4 protein-coding genes are annotated in these 5,046 nt (G+C 49.6%); 1 reads left to right on the forward strand and 3 read right to left on the reverse strand.

What is annotated here, in order from left to right:
• Positions 1 to 297 precede the first annotated feature (297 nt).
• Positions 298 to 2,130 carry a glycosyltransferase gene (locus tag AC13C0_RS00115; RefSeq protein WP_482953698.1) on the forward strand — a complete coding sequence of 611 codons (1,833 nt, stop codon included), beginning with the start codon at positions 298 to 300 and terminating at the stop codon, positions 2,128 to 2,130.
• 679 nt (positions 2,131 to 2,809) lie between these two features.
• Here the strand turns inward: AC13C0_RS00115 and AC13C0_RS00120 are convergent.
• The 3 genes from AC13C0_RS00120 to AC13C0_RS00130 form a co-directional block, all read right to left on the reverse strand.
• The gene (locus AC13C0_RS00120) at positions 2,810 to 3,556 is read right to left on the reverse strand and encodes a radical SAM protein (protein ID WP_482953699.1); all 747 of its coding nucleotides are present in this window, start codon (positions 3,554 to 3,556) and stop codon (positions 2,810 to 2,812) included.
• Positions 3,557 to 3,793: 237 nt separating this feature from the next.
• Positions 3,794 to 4,009, reverse strand: coding sequence for an antitoxin Xre/MbcA/ParS toxin-binding domain-containing protein (locus tag AC13C0_RS00125; protein ID WP_482953700.1), 216 nt, complete (start codon positions 4,007 to 4,009; stop codon positions 3,794 to 3,796).
• Positions 4,010 to 4,194: 185 nt separating this feature from the next.
• A complete protein-coding gene (locus tag AC13C0_RS00130) occupies positions 4,195 to 4,917 on the reverse strand; it encodes a hypothetical protein (RefSeq protein WP_482953701.1) in 723 nt (240 codons plus the stop codon).
• Positions 4,918 to 5,046: the final 129 nt, after the last annotated feature.

The raw sequence follows: 5,046 nt of genomic DNA on the forward strand, positions 1-5,046 counted from the left end.
ACACTTAAGGCCGGTGACTGGATGACATCAGAGCGACATTGGCGCGCATACTACTAATAATTCTCATATCTGGGCGTAATGGGCTAACCGAGAAAATTTCGTGGCTGCTGCTTGGGGTGTTTATGAAATGTTCGGGCTAGAGACAGCATCTTCAAATTTCTGGTAGAGCTCTATGAATCAGGAATATGTGCCTTAAATATCAAGCGGGACAACCTCCGTCTGGATGAAGATGACAATCTGCATTACATCGATATAGGAAAAGACATCTGCCGGCTTTCTAGCAGCGGATACCTGGATATGGCGGGTAGGCTCTACTCGATCGGCATTCTTGGCAATGAGGACGAGGAGCTGGTTCGCAGAATGTCTTGGAGAACGCAGGAGGAGTCACTGCAACAAGTACCTGGCTTTCAGGAATTCTACCAACAGATTATCGAGCATTTGCATGTCCGGCCTATCGAGCAAACGCCTCTATTCCGGCCAGTTAAAAAATACGGGCACGTCACACTTCTGATCAAAGCATGCGCTCAAGATGCCGACGGTTTCTATGAACAGATATCCCACATCGTCTACCAGCTGACGTTTCCGGCCCATTTCTCCCGTGTACTGGTCCTAATTGACGACTACCCCGGCCCATTCCTTCGGCAATATGCGGAGCCGAATCTTCAATCGCTCATCGAACAAACACGGCAATTGAGGGAGGCGGGAATTATCGACGGATGGCTGGTACCACCCACAGACGAATCAACTATCCAGAGAACCTATAAAAAGTGGTTCAATAACGGCGAGATAGTTCAAACCCACACGATTAATAACGCGCCACTCTATCCCCAGATATGGGCGTTTTCTGAGCTCGATACTCGATATGTACTGCAGTGCGATTGCGATGTGCTGGTGGGGCGCAAAGACTGGCATCATGATTATCTGGCGGACATGTTAGAAGCCTTAAATCCGGATAGTGTTCTCGCAGTGGGGTTCAACATACCGAAGCAAACCGATCGTTTTCTGGACTATTTTGGAGAGCCCGGTCAATTTGCTCCCGAAGTCCGTTTCGGCTTATTAGATCTACACAGCGTAGAGAGCCATTTACCCATCGAAAATCCGATTGAAGAGGGTCGCTTTAAGCTAACCTGGCACCGAGCAATCCAGAAGTATCAGCGTTCAAGCCGGAGCTCCACTTGCGTGCGAGGAGGCGACCCAGCTTCGTTTTACATACACCCTCAGAATAGTGATAAAGCAGCACTTAGGTCTGGCGTAATCCGGGATCTTATTTCACAGGGCGTGGTACCAAACCATCAGCTTGAGCAGTTCGATCTTATCGCTCAATCACAATGGCTTTACCCAAAGCGCAACGAATCAGTCATCTTCCTTCTGAAGGGTCGCCATACTCCAAACGAAAAGCTTCGACGTTGCCTGGATTCCCTTGCACGCCAGTCACAGCAAGGGTTTGGCCTAATCGTAATTGATGACTCAAGTGGTTTTCAGGAAACCTGGCACTACCCAATGATGCTTGCCCAGTTCGAGGGCCGTTACACCTTAGTACGACGAGCAGAGCATCACGGCCGAATGCCAAACTTTCTTCTCGCAATCAATGAAATCTGTGCGCGACCAGACTCGCTGGTTGTTGTTCTGGATCAGGATGACTTTCTAATGCAGGACGATGTCGTCGCCCAACTGTTGGAAGCGAAGAAGCGCGAGTGCGATCTTATACAGATGCCCATGTATCGTCCGGAAAAACCTCTTAAACAGTACCAGCCTGACTACCATCAACCCAGACTAAAGGGTGGAGGTAATACCTGGGTCCATTTGAGGGCATTCCAAAAGTCTCTTTTTCAGAAGGTTCCGGAGTCCTATTTTAAAAGGCCGCAGGGTGGCTGGTTCGATAGTGCAACGGACTACGCAACCATGCTGCCAATGTCAGAACTCGCCAAACAGCCAACTTTCTTGGACACAGGTTATGCGTACTGGCATGAGCGCGCACCTTACAACCAACGTGAGCTATCTCACCAAGCGCAATTGATTCCTGAAATACTGACTAAGACCTCAGCCAAAGAGCCTTCTGAGCTCGGGCGAGCTGATGAAGAATCTGAGACATTCCATGCGAAGCAGCGTGGTCGTACAACCACCAGTTAGGAGTCGTCGTTTCGGATCTTGAGAGGAAAAAAAGCGGCTCCAGTTGCCGAATTGCCTCTTGGGTTGCATGTTCTATCCACTGTTGCGTAGCAACGTGCTCTAGTTCTGCAATCAGCTTCTGCCCTTCCGAGCGCTCAAGATCCGATAGCGCTGTCAGTAAAGAGTAGGGGTTGATAGAACCAGCTCCATAACTTTGGTCCTCGGACAGCCAAAAGCCGGGCCAGCGCAATGCGTTCACTATTGGTAATGCGACCCTGCGCTCCCCCAGCCAATTGTGAAAAGTGCATGGAAGCGGTACTCGTGCTCCGAGGTTCATTGGCCTGACAATGGAAGGCAACAGATTCATACAACTGAGTCTGACGGTAAGTCCGGCATTATAGAGAGTGAAAAGGGTTGCCAATCCCGAAGATGGCCTAGTACCGAGCTGCCCTTTGAGTTTTTCCGCATTGTCCCTTAACAAGGTTGCAAATCCATGCACAGGCTCAACGCCATCTACGGAAAATGGTCGGTTTTCACCTGCAAGCTTGCCGTTGCAGACATTGAGATCCCAGCGTTCCTCACTATCAGGTCTTTTGTTAAACCGAACGATTTTCTCACCAGCCCGGCACACAACCTCTCCGTCTCCGCTGCCAATTAAGTGCCAGGTGGACATTCTTGGATTTACCCTACGCTATCGACTTCAAGTCCCGGGCCTTTCCCGCCAAGAATGATAGATCTTCGCCCACGATTTGGATGTCTTCTGTTCCATCAGAGGTTTCCGCAACTTCTCGGGCACATAGTGTCCGTCTCGAAAACGGCCACATAGGCGACATGCCTCAGCCATTAAATCACGCATGTCATCGCCCGTGTGGGGGATGGATTGTCGACCACGTTCAAAACCAAGAACTCTGTCGATGCCACCAGCCACCGCACATGGGTAATAGCCTTGGGGGGTAAGTCCAATCCCACAACTCTGAGCAATATCGCAGCCATTCCGATAATCAGCAAAAGCGTATTGCCAGCTATCGATAGGCGCCATATTGAAGGGGCCGAATTCTGGCTGAATGTTCTGGCTTTTGGCCGAGTTTTCTATCTGAACACCCTGAGGAATCCTGTCCAGAATCGCATTGACTTTCGCACCAAACCCATTGGTGACCACTTCGATGATCGTTTTCGGTGCAACCTCTTTGAGCCTGATCAGAGTCTCCATAATTTGAAGGAACTCAGGGTGTAATGTCGGCTCCCCTCCCAAGATACGAATGCGCCTCCAGTGGCGCTTCTGGGCGATTGAGTCATCAACAAACTGCCTGATTTGAGAGAGGCTTATATGGCGAGCTTCTGGGGCCTGCGCGGACGAACGGTTGCAGTTGTTACATCTCAGGTTGCACAGGTATGTTAAGTCAATCTCTATCAGATCCCGGGATGGAGCATATTGATAGCCCAGCAAGCGAGTAACAGGCTTTTGAATCCTGACCCAGCGTTTCAGACTCTTAAAAGCGAATCTCAGGCGTACCCAAAAAACAAATCGGGTCGGGTAGTTTTTGGGATATCGAAAACCGCCCTCGCTCTTGTTCCTATTAAGATTGAGAATAACCGGCTTCCTCCAAGTGCTTGAGGTGAAACATGCTGAAAGCGGTCATTAAGTATCAGGCTCCAGTAATAGATTAAAATTGAAAACCCTTTTCTATGGAAATCCATGTTCCATTTTGCCGATGACGCTTCTGAGCATTCGAATGCGTTCGAGGCTATTCATAAAATCGATCGGCCTCTCGTTCCCGAGGACCTTAATCGGTTGGTGTAGCCAGGATTCTGCTAGATTTGCATCGCCGTCAAACACCTCAATGACCGCCTCCCTGGCTGCCGCTCGCTGTTCTTCCAGGGCATTGATTCGGTCGTTCATGAATGAATCTCCGATAAGTTCTCGCGAATGTCTACAGGCATCAGTCACGCACTGCCAATACAAAACTGTAGCGACCAAACCACAGAGAGTTCCATACAATCAAGCTATTCACTCGGAGCAAGAAAAGCAGACTTTTCCTCACCAAACTTGGATAAGTGTCTCACGGCAATGAAAAAACCGCCCAGTCAGTAATAATAGCCCGGCGACCTTGGTTCCGGGCTATCTAGGATCGCATCGGATACAGCTACCAATGGATCAATGCAATCTGCTTTTATCCGAGCCCAAGAAATCCAGTCTGCAAGTTCCTCGCTTGTTTGGCCATTACTAACCGCTGATTGCTCTACTGCATCGATATATTGTCGTAGTCGTTCCGCTTCCAGCCACTGCGCAGCACTAGTCTTCAGCTTCTCAAGTTGCTCCAGCTCCTGTTTCCGGAGCTCCATTTGACGGTCATGCCGGTCTCTTGCCTTTTGCCAGGCCAGACGCCTGCGTTCATGTTCTTCAGTTCGAAGACGTTCCTCTTCAATCAGGTCCAAAGCACCCGCAACAACTTGATGTAGCCTTTGCTCTAACGAGGTCTTAGGAGTATCACTCCAACTTCTGGAGGGATAGCCGCCGATTGAAATCGTCAGCTTCCCAGTTGGGTGGTAGTCATAGTCAGGTGGGCTTGGGTAATGGTATCCAGTTCGCCAGCGATTTGGAGATCTTTGCCAGCGTTCAATGGCTTTTTGCTCCGCTGCAGTTACCTCATGCTTGGTGCGGGCCACATGCTCGCTGATGCATATTGGCAGAGAGGTATCGTCCAGCCCTATCAAAGTACTACTCTTCTCAGGATCTACCCATACTTTTATGTTCTGGCGCTCAAGCGCTTTTATCAGCGTATCGCCCACTAGTAGGTAAGCGCCCATAAATCGGCACCTGTTCCATAAACCCAGGATTTGTCACATTGATTCCTTTCTTTAAATCGAGGAGGAATCCTATGGTCAATTCTGACCTGCACGCATCATGGCAACAGACGCTCTCAAACTGGCAAGAAT

The sequence above is a fragment of the Marinobacter sp. B-21 genome (assembly GCF_056857895.1).